Annotated in this window: 13 protein-coding genes; 12 read left to right on the top strand and 1 reads right to left on the bottom strand. The window is 45.9% G+C overall.

Going from position 1 to position 17,092, the window contains the following annotated elements; all coding sequences use genetic code 11:
- Positions 1-238: 238 nt before the first annotated feature.
- Positions 239-529, top strand: a complete 291-nt coding sequence (locus MHB56_RS07150) for a DUF5665 domain-containing protein (RefSeq protein ID WP_282579970.1) — start codon at positions 239-241, stop codon at positions 527-529.
- Between the two features lie 92 nt (positions 530-621).
- On the opposite strand, the gene MHB56_RS07145 is transcribed toward MHB56_RS07150, so the two are convergent.
- Positions 622-1,344 carry a TraR/DksA C4-type zinc finger protein gene (locus tag MHB56_RS07145; RefSeq protein ID WP_076098553.1) on the bottom strand — a complete coding sequence of 241 codons (723 nt, stop codon included), beginning with the start codon at positions 1,342-1,344 and terminating at the stop codon, positions 622-624.
- Between the two features lie 246 nt (positions 1,345-1,590).
- Here MHB56_RS07145 and lspA point away from each other — a divergent pair, with 246 nt between their 5' ends.
- The 11 genes from lspA to MHB56_RS07090 all read left to right on the top strand — a co-directional run bounded on the left by lspA (position 1,591) and on the right by MHB56_RS07090 (position 17,077).
- Positions 1,591-2,103, top strand: coding sequence for a signal peptidase II (gene lspA / locus MHB56_RS07140; protein WP_036683603.1), 513 nt, complete (start codon positions 1,591-1,593; stop codon positions 2,101-2,103).
- Positions 2,096-3,067, top strand: coding sequence for an RluA family pseudouridine synthase (locus tag MHB56_RS07135; protein ID WP_076192046.1), 972 nt, complete (start codon positions 2,096-2,098; stop codon positions 3,065-3,067). The genes lspA and MHB56_RS07135 overlap by 8 nt, the downstream gene beginning before the upstream one ends.
- Before the next feature lie 205 nt (positions 3,068-3,272).
- Positions 3,273-4,526 carry an LL-diaminopimelate aminotransferase gene (locus tag MHB56_RS07130; RefSeq protein WP_076098555.1) on the top strand — a complete coding sequence of 418 codons (1,254 nt, stop codon included), beginning with the start codon at positions 3,273-3,275 and terminating at the stop codon, positions 4,524-4,526.
- Between the two features lie 1,004 nt (positions 4,527-5,530).
- On the top strand, positions 5,531-6,094 hold the full coding sequence (pyrR, locus tag MHB56_RS07125) for a bifunctional pyr operon transcriptional regulator/uracil phosphoribosyltransferase PyrR (RefSeq protein WP_036683379.1): 564 nt from the start codon (positions 5,531-5,533) through the stop codon (positions 6,092-6,094).
- A gap of 4 nt (positions 6,095-6,098) precedes the next feature.
- Positions 6,099-7,004 (top strand): aspartate carbamoyltransferase catalytic subunit, encoded by a 906-nt coding sequence (locus MHB56_RS07120; RefSeq protein WP_036683376.1) that lies wholly within the window; start codon positions 6,099-6,101, stop codon positions 7,002-7,004.
- Between the two features lie 109 nt (positions 7,005-7,113).
- Positions 7,114-8,397, top strand: a complete 1,284-nt coding sequence (locus MHB56_RS07115) for a dihydroorotase (protein WP_076128828.1) — start codon at positions 7,114-7,116, stop codon at positions 8,395-8,397.
- A gap of 115 nt (positions 8,398-8,512) precedes the next feature.
- The gene (carA, locus tag MHB56_RS07110; protein WP_051491286.1) at positions 8,513-9,694 is read left to right on the top strand and encodes a glutamine-hydrolyzing carbamoyl-phosphate synthase small subunit; all 1,182 of its coding nucleotides are present in this window, start codon (positions 8,513-8,515) and stop codon (positions 9,692-9,694) included.
- 1 nt (position 9,695) lies between these two features.
- Positions 9,696-12,923, top strand: coding sequence for a carbamoyl-phosphate synthase large subunit (gene carB, locus MHB56_RS07105; RefSeq protein ID WP_076185242.1), 3,228 nt, complete (start codon positions 9,696-9,698; stop codon positions 12,921-12,923).
- Between the two features lie 111 nt (positions 12,924-13,034).
- The gene (gene pyrF, locus MHB56_RS07100; protein ID WP_341143430.1) at positions 13,035-13,781 is read left to right on the top strand and encodes an orotidine-5'-phosphate decarboxylase; all 747 of its coding nucleotides are present in this window, start codon (positions 13,035-13,037) and stop codon (positions 13,779-13,781) included.
- Positions 13,778-14,416 (top strand): orotate phosphoribosyltransferase, encoded by a 639-nt coding sequence (pyrE, locus tag MHB56_RS07095; RefSeq protein ID WP_076128834.1) that lies wholly within the window; start codon positions 13,778-13,780, stop codon positions 14,414-14,416. The genes pyrF and pyrE overlap by 4 nt, the downstream gene beginning before the upstream one ends.
- 1,173 nt (positions 14,417-15,589) lie before the next feature.
- Positions 15,590-17,077, top strand: coding sequence for an ABC transporter substrate-binding protein (locus tag MHB56_RS07090; protein ID WP_341143429.1), 1,488 nt, complete (start codon positions 15,590-15,592; stop codon positions 17,075-17,077).
- Positions 17,078-17,092: the final 15 nt, after the last annotated feature.

Raw genomic sequence — 17,092 nt, 5'->3', positions numbered from 1 at the left:
CAAAACTAACGAGTCCCGAGCTTAAGGAGATGAATTCTCTTTGGCCGGGCTCGTTTACTTTGTAGCGAAGGAAAGACATATGAGAGGAGCCGTAGCTGTGGAGGGAAATAAGAGGAGAATCTCCATTAAGACATCCGGCAATAAGAATAACCCAGACAAGGAAAGGGAGAATAAGGCTTTTCCTGAAGTTAATCCTGAGTATCTAACAGCAGATCCGCGTAATCCCGAGGATATTCCGCTGGAAGAAAAAATGAATACGATGTACCGTTTGACCTTTGAGTGGGCTCATATTTTGGAAAAATCCCGAATTTATCAATATACGGATCTGCTATATTCACCTTGGCGGTTGATTTGGAGAAATATTTTATTTGGAGCAGCTCGGGGAGTTGGGATTGCACTGGGTTTTACTTTTTTTGCGGCAACGATTATTTATATCCTTCAGGGACTAGGCGCGCTCAATCTACCGATCATTGGTGATTATATTGCGGATATTGTGCGGATCGTACAGCGTCAGCTAGAGTTCAAATAGTCATCGAAACGTTAAGATTAAAAACAGCGAACCATTCCTCAAAACTGGAACAGTACGCTGTTTAAATGTTTTTGTATAGGGGACATTTGTGTTTAGTCTTCGTCGAGAGGATCTAGGCTATGGGTTGCCTCGTCACTGTCCAAATAACGCTGGTAGCTCCGTCCCGGCACTACAATTAGATTGTTGCCCGTGATATCAGTGGCGATAAAGTTCTCCCAAGGCTCTACGCAGCCTTCCAGCTCATCAGCTTCAATCTCCATATCATTATAAGAATCAATATTGTTGCCCTCCGCCATGGCGGGAGAATTCGAGGTACCCCAGCTTTCAACAATCTGCCAGGCATCCTCGCCGTCAAAACCGTTTTGATCGTCGCGTTCATCCAGACTGGTTCGTCCAAAAGGTGGAGATAACAGCTCCTCTTCTACTGGTCGAGTGAAAGGTGCGTTTTGCCGCGGGTTGTGCTCTTTACAATAAAGTGTGGAAGGGATGGCAGATAAACGTTCAAAAGGGATCGGCTCACCACTAGCCTTGCATATCCCATAGGTGCCATTATCCATAGCGGATAAAGCAGCTTCAATATCGTCCAGCTCATGCTCGTCCCGCTCTAACAGTGAAATGTCCATGGAGCGATTATACAAATCGGTGGCTGCATCTCCTGGATGGTTGTCATTCTCGGAAAGTTCACCGGAGCCATCCCGCATGGATTCATCTAAGCCGTAATGTTCATTATTCTGAAGCCTGTGCTGAATCGTATCCCGATCTTTTTCCAATCGTGCGCGTAGCTCTGAGAGCTGCTGTACTGTCAGGTGCGTCATAATGAGAAAGCTCCTTTCTGTACCTTTTATAAGAATCATTCCGACTTGCCGGATAACACCGGATGGTTCTTCTGTTAGGTTGACCGGAGAGCAGGGATTTTAGCGCTGGAAAATAGTCCCCAAGATTGAACTTAGCGGATGTCCCGCAATAGACGATTCTTTAAGGGCTGTGCTACAATATACAAGTCTTTAAACAGTATTCGTACCGCATTTAGCGGGAAAAATAAGAACGGAGTGACAACTTCTGTGGTGTACTATTTGATTGCTCTTATTGTATTTTTGGTGGATCAAGGGACAAAGTATCTCATTGCTACACGTCTGGAGATCGGAGAACAGATTTCTGTTATCGGAGATTTTTTCCTGATTACCTCTCATCGCAATCGCGGGGCTGCTTTTGGGATTCTCGAAGGTCAGCAATGGTTCTTCTTTCTAGTTACGGTTGTAGTGGTTAGTGGTATCGTTTGGTATTTGAACAAGACTAGACACTCGCGGAAGCTGTTATCTGTTGCCCTAGGGCTTGTACTGGGTGGAGCTATCGGTAACTTCCTGGACCGGATAATCAATGGTGAGGTTGTTGATTTCCTTCTGTTCAATTTTGGGAGCTATAGCTTCCCGATTTTTAACGTGGCGGATTCTTGTATTGTCATTGGGGTTGGATTGATTCTTCTGGATTCTTTTCGTGACCTTAAGAATGGCGAAGAAATTACGGAAATAAAAGAAGTGAAAGAAGCAAAGGAAGTAAGAGAAGGGAATGAATGATTTGAATAAAGACGTCAATCACCAAGCGGCATCTACGAGCGAAGAAGAGAGGGACGTCACGGAATGGACCGTTTCGGCAGAGAACGCGCGGGAGCGAATCGATAAATATATTACGGAATCATGGGAAGAAGAAATTTCCCGTTCTCAGGTGCAGCTGTGGATCAGCGGCGGTAACGTTACGGTTAATGGCAAGCCAGTGAAAGCCAACTATAAGTTATCGGAAGGCGACGTGGTTAGCGTTGTTGTCCCTGAAGCAGAAGTAACGGATTTGATCGCGGAGAACATTCCTCTTGAAGTTGTATATGAAGACAGCGATGTCATTGTGATTAATAAACCCCGGGGCATGGTTGTGCACCCAGCTGCGGGACATCCGTCAGGCACCTTAGTAAATGCGCTGATGTATCACTGTAAGGATCTGTCCGGCATTAACGGTGAGATTCGTCCAGGTATTGTCCATCGGATCGATAAGGATACCTCTGGTCTTATCATGGTGGCTAAGAATGATGCCAGTCATGCCTCGCTTGCCGCACAGCTTAAAGAGCATAGTGTTACGCGCCGATATATTGCAGTCGTACACGGCAACTTGTCGCATGATAAGGGAACTGTTGACGCACCGATTGGCAGAGATCCACATGATCGCAAGCTATACACAGTAACCGAAAAGAACAGCAAGAAATCCGTAACCCATTTTACAGTAATGGAACGTTTCGGAGATTGTACACTGCTGGAGCTGCAGCTGGAGACTGGCCGCACGCATCAAATCAGGGTACATATGAAGTTCATTGGCCATCCACTTGTAGGTGATCCGATATATGGACGCAGCAAGGGCACTACGATGAATGGACAAGCGTTGCATGCGGCGGTGCTTGGATTTGTTCATCCTACCACAGGTGAATATAAAGAATTCAGCAGACCTATTCCAGAGGATATGGAAGAAGTGCTGTTCACACTACGCAGCAGATAAGTACAAATGAAGTGATAATTAGTCTATGGTATTGAACACTACTTTACGGCATATTTAAAAACATAAGGATAAAGAAAGGGTAATGCCTTATTCTTTATCCTTATTTTTATAATGAAACGGATATCCGGAAACATACGCCATCCAAGGGACGGCGAAGCCGTTTCTTTTAAAAGTAGAATAGATATTCAGGAGATGAGATGACAGTATGAGTATTGAACAATACCAAGATAGCTTCATTCAGACTAATTTTGCAGACCGCATCGGCGGTGCCAATTATGGCAAAGACACTTCGATTTATAAATTCGAGAAAATCAAACGTGCTAAAGCATCCGCAAAACAGGATTTTCCTAACATTGAACTAATTGATATGGGCGTAGGCGAGCCGGATGAGATGGCTGATGCGGGTATCGTAGCTAAGCTTGCTGAAGAAGCAGCGAAGGAAGAAAACCGCGGATATGCGGACAATGGAATTGCCGAATTCAAGACTGCTGCTGCTGAATATTTGCGGGAAGTTTTCCGGGTGGAAGGAATTGATCCAGACACGGAGGTAGTTCACTCCATCGGATCGAAGCCTGCGCTGGCTATGTTGCCATCTTGTTTCATCAATCCAGGTGATATCACGATTATGACCGTGCCGGGTTATCCAGTCTTGGGTACACATACTAAATATTTGGGTGGACAAGTATTTACAGTGGAGCTGAAGAAGGAGAACAAATTCCTTCCAGATCTGAATGAAATTCCGGAAGACATTGCTCGTAAAGCTAAGCTTCTTTATCTAAACTATCCAAACAATCCAACGGGCGCTAGTGCCACTCCTGAGTTTTTTGCTGAGGTCGTTGCATGGGCGAAAAAATACGATGTAGTGGTTATCCATGACGCACCTTATGCTGCCTTGACCTATGACGGTTTGAAGCCACTTAGCTTCCTCTCCGTTCCAGGTGCAAAGGATGTGGGTGTAGAGCTGCATTCTCTTTCTAAGTCTTACAATATGACGGGCTGGAGAATTGGTTTTGTGGCTGGTAATCCGCTAGTGGTTAAAGCTTTCAGCGATGTGAAGGATAATAACGATTCCGGCCAATTTATCGCGATTCAAAAAGCAGCGGCTTATGGTCTTGCTCATCCGGAGATTACTGAAGCGATTGCAGATAAATACTCCCGTCGTCACAACCTGCTGGTTGATGCACTGAACAGCCTCGGCTTTAAAGCTGAGAAGCCAAAAGGCTCCTTCTTCCTGTATGTCGCTGCACCTAAGGGAATCAAAGACGGCCGTCGCTTTGAATCCGGTGAAGATTTCTCCCAATTCCTCATTCGTGAGAAGCTGATCTCCACTGTGCCTTGGGATGATGCAGGTCCGTTTGTTCGTTTCTCCGTTACCTTTATTGCTAAAGGTGAAGAGGAAGAGAGACGTGTCATCTCTGAAATTCAAAGACGTCTTAGCGATGTGGAATTTGAGTTTTAAGCATTGTTATTGAAATTAATGAGGCTGTCTCAAAAGTAGTGAATTCTACTTTGGGGCAGCTTCTTTTTTATGGAATAGGAAATGTTGTTGATGTTACTGTGCCGTATGACTATATGCCACGTGTTGTGTATTGTAGTGCATTTTAGTGTAGTGTTCTGTTATTCGGGTGGGTGGTGGTTGACTGCAATATTTGATTTTCGTACAGCTTGCAGTAGATGATTTGTGGTAGCTGTGACGGTGGAATTTGTGCAGTGGACTTTCTGCGGTGGGCTTGTGTGGTGAGCGATATGCGTTCTGTGTTTGTGCGAAGTAAAGAGTGGGTTATAAACTAATTAGGGAAAAACTCCCTGAAATTAGCCGATATTCGCTCTAAATGTACGAAATCAGGGAAAAGTTCCCTAATAATCAGCGGGTTTTCTATATTATTTACTGAACTGGCCAATAATTAGGGAAGTTTTCCCTAATAACAAGTCTGATGAACAGAAATCACTGAATTTCAGGGAGAAATTCCTTAATTACTATATAAGTACCTCACCGATTGCATCATTTTCAGCATTACTAGGTGCGCCTTTTGAATCATTTGGACATTAAGTAGTGTTAAGAACATAAACGAGGCTGTCCAAAAAGCGATGAAAGGCTATTTGGGACCAGCCTCGTTTTTTATGCAGATATACTGAGTACCGCTTCCCCCTTGTTGTTAATAGAAGTAAGGAAGAGAAGTGCAAAAGTTTAGGCAGAGAAAGTTGACATGAGGGGGTTGTTCTGTCATAATTCTTGTTAAATGAATAGCGCCTTTAATTCAGTCCTGTGAGGCTGGCAAGGTAACGTGAATCGAGGTTCGCGACTCTTAGAAAGGTATCCGTGTGTAAATACGGAACTGTCTTTTTATGCGCGCGGCCGTCATCTTCCTCATCTGCGGATTTCACTCCTTGCCTGTTATAGGCAAGGAGTTTTTTGATTTCCGGGAACTTGAATAGGCGAACAAGCTGGAGGGTGACAAGATTATGGTTACTGAGAAAAATGTCATTATGGATGAAACGGCGATCCGCCGGGCCTTATCGCGTATTGCTCATGAGATTTTGGAGAAGAACAAAGGTATCGAGAATTGTCTGCTGGTCGGCATTCGGACACGAGGTGTGTATCTGGCACAACGTATCGCTGAGCGCATCAAGGAGATTGAAGGCGTCGAGATTCCATACGGTGAGCTGGATATCACACATTACCGGGATGACCGTGAAGTGGAAGGCAGTGAAGCAGTAGTGAAGAGTAACGTCGTTATTACTTCAGGAAGTGCTGGCATCCATGATCAGAAAGTCATTTTGTTCGATGATGTACTTTACACCGGACGCACCATCCGCGCGGCGATGGACGCTTTGATGGATTGCGGACGCCCACGAATGATTCAACTGGCAGTACTGGCTGACCGCGGACACCGCGAGCTGCCGATCCGGCCGGACTACATCGGTAAGAATGTACCTACCTCAAAGCACGAGCAGATTGAAGTGGCGCTGAAGGAATACGACGGCAAAGATGAGGTCTACATTATTTCAAACCGGGAGGAACGATAACATCATGACACTTACCAAGGTAAAGGAACGTAGTCTGCTGGGAATCAAAGAGCTTGACCGGTCGGAAATTATCCAACTGCTTGACAGAACAGCATTTTGGGACAATCAAAGTGAAAAGCTAACGCCCATCTTGAACTCCCATTTTATTTCTAACATGTTTTTTGAGAACAGCACACGCACACGCTTCTCTTTCGAGATGGCAGAGAAACGACTAGGTGCACAAGTACTTAATTTTACGGCTGCAGCTTCTAGTGTAGAAAAAGGGGAGTCGATCTACGATACAGTGCGCACACTGGAATCGATGGGGATCGATGCCGGAGTTGTGCGTTTGAAGCCTGCAGGTGTGCTGCAGCAGTTAGCTGAGAAGGTGTCCATACCGCTTATCAATGCGGGCGACGGCAACAATGAACATCCTACGCAGGCGCTGCTTGATTTATACACCATGACCAAAACCTTTGGGGAACTAAAGGGTCTGACAGTCTCCATCATTGGGGACATTATGCATAGCCGCGTAGCGCGCTCTAATCTCTGGGGGCTTACGAAAATGGGAGCCAAGGTGCAGTTCTGCGCACCGGATAATATGAAGGCTCCTGAGCTTATGGAGTATGCGCCTTACGTAACTATGGAAGAAGCTCTTAAAGCGGATGTAGTAATGATGCTTCGAGTACAGCTTGAGCGCCATACTTCCGGCATTAAGCTGTCTGCTGAAGATTACCGTAGCCACTATGGTCTAACAGAAGAGCGGGCAGCTAAGCTGGCCAAAGACACAATCATTATGCATCCAGCTCCGGTTAACCGGAATCTAGAGATTGATGATGCAGTAGTTGAGTGCAGTCAATCGCGGATTTTCCCGCAAATGTCTAATGGCGTACCGGTCCGGATGGCGGTTCTCGAAAGAGCTTTACTATAAGCTTACAGAATGCTAACGTATAGAGACTAATAAATATACACAAAGATGAATTTTTATTATATAATAACGAGAGGGCCCGCAGCTGTGATCTGAGGGTAAAGGTAGAATCATGACAGTGATTATTAGAAACGCCAGCGTATTGAATAAGGAAGGCTTGCTTGAGCGCAAACACATCGAACTTCAGGAGGGTGTGATCTCGGCTATAATCGACGGAAATGAAGCTATCGGAGAAGCCACGGAGATCATTGATGCTGAAGGTAAGCTGCTCATTCCGGGACTCATTGATATGCATGTGCACTTGCGTGAACCGGGATTTGAACACAAGGAAACAGTGGAAACCGGAAGTCGCTCAGCTGCTAAAGGCGGATTTACAACCATTGCATGTATGCCAAATACTCGTCCGGTGACAGATAGCCCGGAGATCGTGCAATTTGTGAAAGACAAGGCGCGTGAAGCAGGACTAGTTAAAGTGCTTCCTTATGCAGCCATTACGAAAAATGAGCTCGGACGTGAGTTGACGGATTTTGCGGCGCTCAAAGAAGCTGGAGCTATTGGTTATACAGACGACGGTGTGGGCGTACAAAGTGCTCAAATGATGAAAGATGCAATGAACATCGCAGCATCGCTCGATATGCCAGTCATTGCCCACTGCGAAGATAATTCGCTGGTTGAAGGCTGCTGTGTAGCTGAAGGTGAGTTCGCTAAGAAGCATGGCCTCAAAGGAATTCCGAATGAGTCAGAAGCGATCCATGTTGGACGCGATATTTTGCTGGCAGAAGCGACAGGCGTTCATTACCATGTATGCCATGTCAGTACTGAACAGTCGGTGCGGCTGATTCGCCAAGCAAAAGAGATCGGCATTAAAGTAACTGCTGAGGTATGTCCGCATCACTTGCTTCTTGCTGAAGACGATATTCCAGGCCTGGATGCCAATTGGAAAATGAACCCGCCGCTGCGCTCCCGCCGCGATGTTGAAGCGTGTATCGAAGGGTTGCTTGATGGCACACTAGATATGATTGTTACAGATCATGCGCCACATAGTGAGGAAGAGAAAGCTAAAGGAATGCAGTTGGCACCTTTTGGTATCGTTGGATTCGAGACAGCTTTCCCACTCTTATACACGGCGTTTGTAGAAACCGGAAAATGGGATTTATCCTTACTTGTACAAAGAATGACTGCCGATCCTGCACGGGTATTCAGATTGAACACCGGGGTTATGGAGATCGGAGCTCCTGCAGATTTGACACTGATCGATCTGGAGCAGGAAAAAGAAGTAGACCCAAGTTCCTTCGCAAGCAAAGGACGTAACACTCCTTTTGGCGGCTGGAAGCTTAAGGGTTGGCCAGTAAAAACTTGGGTGGACGGCAAAGCCGTATGGACTGAGAAAAACTAGCGGACTGGTGAGGCGAAATTGCTGATCTTTACAGATCAGCAATTTGAGCGCGTACACTCCGGAAGGCATGCAAGGCATACGTATCAGACTACAGAACATGAAGGAGTGGAAGGGAATGCAGGCGAGATTGCTGCTTCAAGACGGAACTTTATTTACAGGTACCGCATTTGGCGCTGAAGGTGAAAAGACAGGCGAGGTTGTTTTTAACACAGGAATTACAGGATATCAAGAGGTGCTGTCTGACCCTTCATATTGCGGACAAATCGTTACCATGACGTACCCATTGATCGGGAACTACGGGATTACGCGGGATGATTTCGAATCTGTTCGACCTTTCGTACACGGTTTTGTAGTGCGTCGTCATGAAGAAGTTCCAAGTAACTGGCGCGCAGAATACAGTGTGGACGACCTGCTGAAAGAATATGATATTCCTGGAATCAGCGAGATTGATACCCGGATGTTGACGCGGATTATTCGCCACTACGGAACAATGAAGGCGATCCTGACTACCTCTAACAAACGTGTAGAGGAATTGATGGAAATGATGGGCGACACCTCAATTGAAGAATTGCGCAATCAGGTAGCTCGCACATCTACTCCAAGCATGTACAATAGTCCAGGAACCAAAGAGCGCATCGTCTTGGTAGATTACGGTGCGAAGGCTGGTATCTTGCGCGAGTTGAACAATCGCGGTTGTGACGTTGTAGTTGTACCTCATGACGTAACCGCTGATGAGATTCGTCGCCTCAATCCAGATGGTATCCAGCTGTCCAACGGCCCTGGGGACCCGAAAGACGTCCCACACGCAGTGAAGACGATCTCGGAATTGCTTGGTGAATACCCAATCTTCGGCATCTGCTTAGGTCACCAGCTGTTTGCACTGGCTTGTGGCGCGGATACAGAGAAGCTGAAATTCGGGCACCGTGGCGGTAACCATCCGGTTAAAGAATTGGAGAGCGGACGTTGCTTCATTACTTCTCAGAACCATGGCTACACAGTGAATGAAGATTCTGTGAAGAGCACGGATCTAGAAGTTACTCACATTAATAATAATGATAAGACCGTTGAAGGACTTAAACATACCCGTTACCCTGCATTTTCAGTACAGTACCATCCAGAAGCAGCACCGGGACCTCATGACAGCAGCTATTTATTCGATCGTTTCTTACAGATGATCGCTGACCATAAAGCTAACACACCTGTAAGCTCGCGCCAGGCGCAGCTTGCGGCAAACGCCAGAATCACGGCGCCAAAACCTACAGTAAAACAGCTTGAAGCCGTGAAAGGAGCTCTATAACATGCCTAAGAATGAAAAGCTTAAAAAAATATTAGTAATTGGTTCTGGACCGATTGTTATCGGGCAAGCCGCAGAATTTGACTACGCCGGAACTCAGGCCTGTCAGGCCCTGAAAGAAGAAGGCGTGGAAGTTGTGCTGATCAACAGTAACCCAGCGACTATCATGACTGACACCAATATGGCTGATAAAGTTTATATCGAGCCGATTACCCTTGAATTCGTAACTGGCATCATCCGCCAGGAGCGCCCAGATGGCTTGTTGCCAACTTTGGGAGGACAGACAGGTCTTAATATGGCTGTAGAATTGGCTCGTGCAGGAGTACTAGAACAAGAGAATGTTAAGCTTCTAGGTACCCAGCTTGAATCCATTGAAAAAGCAGAGGATCGCGATTTGTTCCGCGATTTGATGCGCGAATTGGAACAGCCTGTACCAGAGAGCACTATTATTACCACAGTAGATGAAGCGATGAAATTCGCTGAGGAAATTGGTTTTCCACTGATTGTACGCCCAGCCTATACGCTTGGCGGCACCGGCGGCGGGATCTGCGACAACGAAGAAGAGCTGCTTGAGACTGTCAAAGCAGGTATTCGTTATAGTCCAATTGGACAATGTTTGGTGGAGAAAAGTATTGCCGGCATGAAGGAAGTTGAATACGAGGTTATGCGTGATGCGAATGACAACTGTATCGTTGTCTGCAACATGGAGAACTTTGACCCGGTAGGTGTGCATACGGGTGACAGTATCGTTGTGGCACCTAGCCAAACGTTATCCGACCGTGAATATCAAATGCTTCGCAGCGCTTCACTCAAAATCATTCGTGCGCTGAATATCGAGGGTGGCTGCAACGTGCAGTTCGCACTGGATCCGCAAAGCTATCAATATTATGTAATAGAAGTAAATCCACGTGTCAGCCGCTCTTCGGCTTTGGCTTCGAAAGCAACCGGTTATCCGATTGCCAAAATGGCTGCCAAAATCGCACTTGGTTACACACTCGATGAAATCGTCAATCCAGTTACTGGACAGACCTATGCTTGCTTCGAGCCTACACTTGACTATATCGTAAGCAAAATCCCACGCTGGCCGTTCGACAAGTTCATTCATGCGAACCGTAAGCTGGGCACACAAATGAAAGCAACTGGAGAAGTTATGGCCATCGGTCGTACCTTCGAAGAGTCCATTCATAAAGCAATTCGTTCCCTGGAAATCGGTGTACACCGTTTCCGCCTGCCGGGCGCTGAGGATCTGGAAGAAAGCGTCCTGCGTGAACGTCTGGCAAAACCTGATGATGAGCGGTTGTTCTTGATCGCTGAAGCTTTCCGCCGCGGATTTGGCTTGCAAGAGATTCAAGACATTACTAACGTAGACTGGTGGTTCCTGTCCAAAATCGAGGGACTGATCAACTTTGAAGAGGTCATCCGTGGGGATGAAAGCTTATCAGAAGAAACCTTATATCAAGCTAAACGCAGAGGTTTTACAGACCGTGCGATTGCTGAGATACGTGCAGAAGGACAAGCGAACGGTAAATACACTAAAGAAGCTGATGTACGCGCGCTTCGTTTAGAGCGAGGATTAACGCCTGTATTCAAAATGGTAGATACCTGTGCAGCTGAGTTCGAAGCTTCTACACCTTACTACTACTCTACTTATGAGACTGAAAATGAGGTCATTCATTCCGATAAACAAAAGGTTATCGTGCTTGGATCGGGTCCAATCCGGATCGGCCAAGGGATTGAGTTCGATTACTCCACTGTGCATGCAGTGTGGGCGATTCAGAAGGCAGGTTATGAAGCAGTTATTATCAATAATAACCCTGAGACTGTATCTACGGATTTTAATACTTCGGACCGGTTGTATTTCGAACCGTTATTCTTTGAAGATGTAATGAACGTAATTGCGCAAGAGAATCCGATTGGGGTTATCGTACAGTTCGGAGGCCAAACAGCCATTAACCTTGCTGCACCACTAAGTGCGGCTGGCGTTAAGATTCTCGGAACTAGCCTAGACAGTATTGACGAAGCTGAAGACCGGAAGAAATTCGAAGCTTTGTTGGCTCGTCTGGATATTGCCCAACCAAAAGGAAAGACGGTTATCAACGTAGATCAAGCAGTAGAAACTGCACAATCGCTTGGGTATCCGGTGCTGGTACGTCCTTCCTATGTACTGGGTGGACGCGCAATGGAAATTGTATATAATGATGCGGAATTGCTTAGCTACATGGTAGAAGCGGTTAAGGTAAATCCGGAGCATCCGGTATTGATTGACCGTTACATGTTAGGTAAAGAGGTTGAGGTAGACGCAATTTGTGACGGTGAGACGGTAGTTATTCCAGGGATCATGGAGCATGTTGAGCGTGCAGGCGTTCACTCCGGTGACTCCATCGCTGTATATCCTCCGCAATATCTGGATGAAGGTCTGAAAGCAAAAATTGCTGAGATCACAATCAAGATTGCTAAGGAACTGAAAACGATTGGTCTGGTCAACATCCAGTTCGTTATCTATCAGAATGAAGTGTACGTAATTGAAGTAAATCCACGTTCATCGCGTACGGTTCCATTCTTGAGTAAAGTAACTGGAATTCCAATGGCGCATCTGGCAACCAAAATCATTCTCGGCGGCAAGCTGAAAGATGACGGTTATACAGAAGGTCTATGGCCGGAAAGTGATTATGTATCGGTTAAAGTGCCGGTGTTCTCTTTTGCCAAGCTGCGTAGAGTAGAACCAACGCTCGGACCTGAAATGAAATCGACGGGTGAGGTTATGGGCCGCGATAAATTGTATGCAAAAGCTTTGTATAAAGGTCTAATCGGAGCAGGAATGAAAATTCCAGCAACCGGCGCTATCATCGTTACAGTGGCAGATAAAGATAAAGCAGAAGCTGTAGAGCTTATGAAAGGCTTCCACTCGCTGGGTTACAAGATCATTGCTACCGGAGGCACCGCTCAAGCGCTTGAAGAAGCAGGTCTCAACGTAATGAACGTAAACAAGCTGGATGAAGGTGCGCCGAACATTCTCGACTTGATTCGTGGTGGGCAAGCCAACTTCGTCTTTAATACACTGACTAAAGGGAAAACACCAGAGCGTGATGGATTCCGTATCCGTCGTGAAGCGGTTGAGAATGGTGTCGTATGTATGACATCACTCGATACAGTAACGGCACTGCTCAGAATGCTGCAGACGATCAATTTCTCGTCACAGTCCATGCCTGCTTTTGTCGGTCAATTAAACTAATCTCATAAAGATGTATAGGGCGGTTTGCGTTTACGCAGACCGTTCCGCTATGCCTAGGGGCTAATAAATGAAGAGTGTGGATTTAAGTCTGCACTGGATGGGAGAACGGTTATGGGACAGGGAGATGCGAAGTGGAATGAAATGGCGAATCGCTTGATGATCGCCTTGGATTACCCTGATGTTGCAGGGGCAAGAACCTTGATTGACAAGCTGGAAGGGATTCCTTGTTATATGAAAGTGGGAATGCAGCTCTTTTATGCAGCGGGACCGGAATTCATTAATGAACTGAAATCTCGGGGGTATTCTGTATTTGCAGATGTCAAAATGCATGATATTCCTAACACGGTAAAAGGTGGGGCAGAAAGCCTTACGAACCTCGGTGTGGATATGTTTAACGTACATGCCGCAGGAGGCTCAGCGATGATGGCTGCAGCCCGGGAAGGCGCTGCTTCAGTAGTTAATGCGAATGCTTCGCTTAAAATGCCTTTGATTATCGCAGTTACACAGCTGACCAGCACGAGCCAAGAAGTGATGAATAACGAAATTGGAATCGCAGGAGACGTAGCAGATACTGTAGTCAGATACGCTAAGCTGGCAGCCGCTGCAGGTCTGGATGGAGTAGTGGCTTCACCGCAAGAGTCTTCAGCGATCGCAGAGGCTTGTGGGCCCGCATTTTGTACAGTTACACCTGGTATCCGGCCAGCAGGTGCATCCCTAGGTGACCAGTCCCGGGTGATGACGCCGGGCAAAGCCATTCAGCAAGGCAGCCACTTTCTGGTGGTGGGCCGTCCTGTTACAACTGCGGCTGATCCACGTCAAGCAGCACTAAATATTATTGAGGAGATGACCCTAGCATGAGTACATTAAATAGAAGTGAACAAGTAGCAAGTTATCTGCTTACGATAGGAGCAGTGGCACTGCGTCCGCAGGAGCCTTTTACCTGGACCTCTGGTATTAAATCCCCGATCTATTGCGATAACCGTCTGACTATGGCTTACCCAGAGGTACGTAACTATATTGCTGATGCCTTCGCTGAGCTTATTAAAAGCCAGTATCCAGACGCAGAGGTGATCGCAGGTACAGCAACCGCAGGCATTCCTCACGCAGCTTGGGTAGCTGATAAACTTAATCTGCCAATGGCTTATATCCGCGATAAAGCTAAAGGTCACGGCAAGCAGAACCAGATCGAAGGACTGATTAAGCCGGGGCAAAAGGTAGTCGTTATCGAAGACCTGATCTCCACTGGTGGAAGCTCCATCAAAGCAGCTCAAGCTGTGCAAGAAGCAGGCGCAGAAGCGTTGGCTGTATTGGCAATCTTCAGCTACGAGCTGGACCGTGCGGTGGATGCTTTTGCCGCAGCAGAGATGCCATTACAAAGTTTGTCCAACTACAGCACATTGATTGATGTGGCTCTTACACAAGGCAAGATCGCAGCTACAGATGTGGAACTGCTGAAATCTTGGAGAAAAGATCCTTCCGCATTTGGCGTTTAAACTAAATATTTGAGTATAGATTGGACGGGCCTCTCACTTTTTGGTGGGAGGCTTTTCTTTTTAACTACATTGAGTGTAATAAAAAGGAAAGCTTAAAGCACACTCTGCTGTATAGGTGCATAAAGTACGTTGTTATTTATTGCTGAAAGATGCAATGATCCAGCCGCGGCAGGTGTAAACTCTGGCGCTCTGGAATATTATACTCTGCCCCGGTGATTCCATCGTGCTGTCGTCACACACGCCGAATAGTTGCAGTTTGTGCACTTAAACTAACCTTCCTTAGAGGATCTGGTGATATAGTTGCATTTTGTGCAATTATATCACCCAGAAATCTGCCGAAAGCTCCTAATAACGTTTTTTAACTGCACATAGTGCAATTAAAAGGAGAAGCACAACACACTCAGCTGTAATAGTTGCACAAAGTGCAATTATCCTGCCGCAGAAGGGGCTATTTGTACCGATCACAGGAAAGGTGCAGGTTAGTTAGTAGGTTAGTTAGTAGGGAAGGCGAATGCTGTACTGGTAAAAGGAAAAGTAGAGTGGAGAGTAGGGTTTTGGTGTTTGCATTCACATTTCACATCTACATTTACATTTACATTCACGTTCTGACACTTGGCTGATCTGAGTTCTGTCGCTCTGGTATATTGCGTTCTGACACTCTGGATTCTGATACTCTGCTGCTATGCGCTGTCGCTCTACACTCTGAAACTCTGCTGCTATGCGCTATCGCTCTACGCTCTGAACGCTCTGACACCCGGTGATTCCATTGCGCTGTCGTCTCAAACGCAGAATAGTTGCAGTTTCTGCACTTAAACTAACCTTCCTTAGAGGATCTGGCGATATAATTGCACTTTGTGCAATTAAATCAGCCAGAAATCCGCTGAAAGCACCTAATAACGTTTTTTAACTGCACATAGTGCAATTAAAAGGAGAAGCACAACACACTCAGCTGTAATAGTTGCACAAAGTGCAATTATCCTGCCGCAGAAAGGCATTTTAGTATCCTCAGGAAACTCCCGGAACGTTTTTTATAGAAATAATATGAAGAAATCGTAGCATAACTTTAAACAGCCTGTAACTTCCCCTCCTGAATAAAGCTATATACTGTTACTAGAATTATGGGTAATTATTCATAAGGTGGATGGATTGAGTATTTTATGGGAGGGTTCAAGAATGAATCATATAAATAATAATAGAAGGCTATGGCGGCGCTGGTTAAGCTTTGGAATATGTGCAGCACTCCTATTGCCTTTAATTTCTGAAAGCAGGCACACAGCTTGGGCGGAGGCTTCTAAGCCATCTACAGAACAGCGCGTGTTACGTATTGGCAGCCTCTGGTCTGGAGAGGACGATTCTTCTTTTCGTCAGCAGTTTACAGATATGTATGAATTGCAGCATCCTGAAATCAAACTTGAGATTATTCCAGCCATCAATATGAATGAGCTTCGTTTTGACAGCACCTATCCAGAGGTTAACCCAGATAATCTGGAGAATATCCGAGCAATTATGGGCGGTGCAGAGCCAGTTGATGTAATCGTCGGTGATAGTACATTGGTGAAGAGTTTGGTGGAACATAATCTGGTGCAACCGCTGGAGCCGCTTATCGCACGAGATCAATATGATTTAAGCAATATGGCGCCTACGATGCTAAGTGGAGTTCGTGAGCTGGGTGGAGGAAGTCTTTACGCGTTAGCGCCGACTTTTATGTCGAGTGCGTTATATTTTAACAAAGGTATTTTTGATGCTGCTGGTGTAGGTTATCCGACAGATGGAATGACTTGGGATGAAGTGTTCGCGCTGGCCGAAAAGGTGACCAAGAAATCGACAAATAAAGATAAGCGTATATATGGCTTTTCGATGAACCGTTATATGAGCGATCCTTTCTGGGATATGCAGACCTATGTCTCACCGCTGGAGCTTGCTATGTATGACAACAAGGGACATAAGATGGAGGTAAACCAAACACAGTGGAGTCAAGCTTGGACGACCTACAGCCAATTGGTGAAAAAGCAAATTACACCTGGGTTAAACGGTATGGATTTTATAGAAACAGAACGGAGTACCTATAGTCCTGTCCAAGGGGATCTCTTCCTTACCGGAAAAGCTGCAATGGTAATTGGAGAATACGATTATCTTAATGAGCTTGCAGGTGTGAGCCGCAATGCAGCAAAAATTAAAAATTATAATCCTGTCGATTGGGGTTTCGTTACCGTACCTACTTTTAAGGAGAAACCAGGAGTGGCTGTAGGTACTTGGGTAGGTAATATGATGGCTATCAACACTATGGCTGCTAATAAGGAAGATGCGTGGGATTTGATCAAATTCGTCAACAGTAATGAAGTAGCTAAAATTAAAGCCCATACCCGCGGGGAACTAACTTCCCGTAAGGATTACATTACCACGAAAGTACCTTCAGTAAATCTGGAGTCCTTCTATACGCTTAAACCATTACCAGCCAATGATCCTTTGATGAACGTCCTACAAACACAGAAGCCTGGAATTAGCCGTATTAACGATGTTGGGCGTCAACTGTTCACAGAAGTTTATCAGGGCAAGAGAACGGTCGAGAGTGCACTTAAAGCTTGGGAGAAGCAAGGGAATACGATGCTGGGTACGCTCGAAAAAGATCCCACATATTATTTTGACTCCATAGGGGATTGAGTTTTGGAATATGCA

The sequence above is a fragment of the Paenibacillus sp. FSL H8-0315 genome (assembly GCF_038005365.1).
GTDB classification, from domain to species: Bacteria; Bacillota; Bacilli; order Paenibacillales; family Paenibacillaceae; genus Paenibacillus_AQ; species Paenibacillus_AQ odorifer.
The sequence above is the reverse complement of the archived record's forward strand: the minus strand, read 5'-3'. Positions and strand labels throughout refer to the sequence as shown.

Bases quoted from the DNA above. Each gene is read 5' to 3' on its own strand.
- pyrR (WP_036683379.1), top strand. From the start codon at position 5,531: ATGGTTACTGAGAAAAATGTCATTATGGATGAAACGGCGATCCGCCGG.
- MHB56_RS07130 (WP_076098555.1), top strand. From the start codon at position 3,273: ATGAGTATTGAACAATACCAAGATAGCTTCATTCAGACTAATTTTGCA.
- pyrE (WP_076128834.1), top strand. From the start codon at position 13,778: ATGAGTACATTAAATAGAAGTGAACAAGTAGCAAGTTATCTGCTTACG.
- pyrF (WP_341143430.1), top strand. From the start codon at position 13,035: ATGGGACAGGGAGATGCGAAGTGGAATGAAATGGCGAATCGCTTGATG.
- MHB56_RS07135 (WP_076192046.1), top strand. From the start codon at position 2,096: ATGAATGATTTGAATAAAGACGTCAATCACCAAGCGGCATCTACGAGC.
- MHB56_RS07115 (WP_076128828.1), top strand. From the start codon at position 7,114: ATGACAGTGATTATTAGAAACGCCAGCGTATTGAATAAGGAAGGCTTG.
- MHB56_RS07090 (WP_341143429.1), top strand. From the start codon at position 15,590: ATGAATCATATAAATAATAATAGAAGGCTATGGCGGCGCTGGTTAAGC.
- carA (WP_051491286.1), top strand. From the start codon at position 8,513: ATGCAGGCGAGATTGCTGCTTCAAGACGGAACTTTATTTACAGGTACC.
- MHB56_RS07120 (WP_036683376.1), top strand. From the start codon at position 6,099: ATGACACTTACCAAGGTAAAGGAACGTAGTCTGCTGGGAATCAAAGAG.
- MHB56_RS07145 (WP_076098553.1), bottom strand. From the start codon at position 1,344: ATGACGCACCTGACAGTACAGCAGCTCTCAGAGCTACGCGCACGATTG.
- carB (WP_076185242.1), top strand. From the start codon at position 9,696: ATGCCTAAGAATGAAAAGCTTAAAAAAATATTAGTAATTGGTTCTGGA.